The organism is Bartonella sp. AA2SXKL, assembly GCF_042197205.1.
GTDB lineage: Bacteria > Pseudomonadota > Alphaproteobacteria > Rhizobiales > Rhizobiaceae > Bartonella.
This window is the reverse complement of record NZ_JBHIRN010000263.1, coordinates 1-576: the sequence shown is the minus strand read 5'-3', so window position 1 is coordinate 576 and position 576 is coordinate 1. Positions and strand designations below refer to the sequence as shown.

At 42.9% G+C, this 576-nt stretch carries 1 protein-coding gene; it reads left to right on the top strand.

The features are described from left to right. Window positions 1-576, top strand: a 576-nt coding sequence (locus ACFINS_RS11130; protein ID WP_375706306.1) for an EF-Tu/IF-2/RF-3 family GTPase, incomplete at both ends; no start/stop codon positions are given.

Here is a 576-nt window from a genome sequence, read left to right as displayed (position 1 = left end):
ATTCCGCATGATCGGAACTATTCTTGAAGCAGATCCATTTTTGGGGCGAATTATTACAGGACGCATTCATTCGGGTTCTATAAAGCCCAATCAAAATGTCAAGGTTCTTAGGCAAGATGGAAAAGTTTTAGAGACTGGGCGTATTTCAAAAATTTTGGCATTTCGTGGGCTGGAACGACAACCCATTGAAGAGAGTATTGCTGGTGATATTGTAGCAATTGCAGGTCTCCAAAAAGGCACCGTTGCTGATACTTTCTGTGATCCTGCAGTCAATGAACCTCTCACTGCTCAACCAATTGATCCTCCTACTGTAACTATGAGCTTTCTCGTCAATGATAGCCCTCTTGCCGGAACTGAAGGAGATAAAGTCACAAGCCGTGTTATCCGTGACCGTTTGTTAAAAGAAGCAGAGGGTAATGTAGCCCTTAAAATTGAAGAATCAACCGATAAAGATTCTTTCTATGTTTCGGGACGAGGAGAATTGCAACTCGCAGTCCTCATCGAAAATATGCGGCGTGAAGGATTTGAGCTTAGCGTTTCACGTCCACGCGTTGTTATGCAAAAAGATGAAAATGG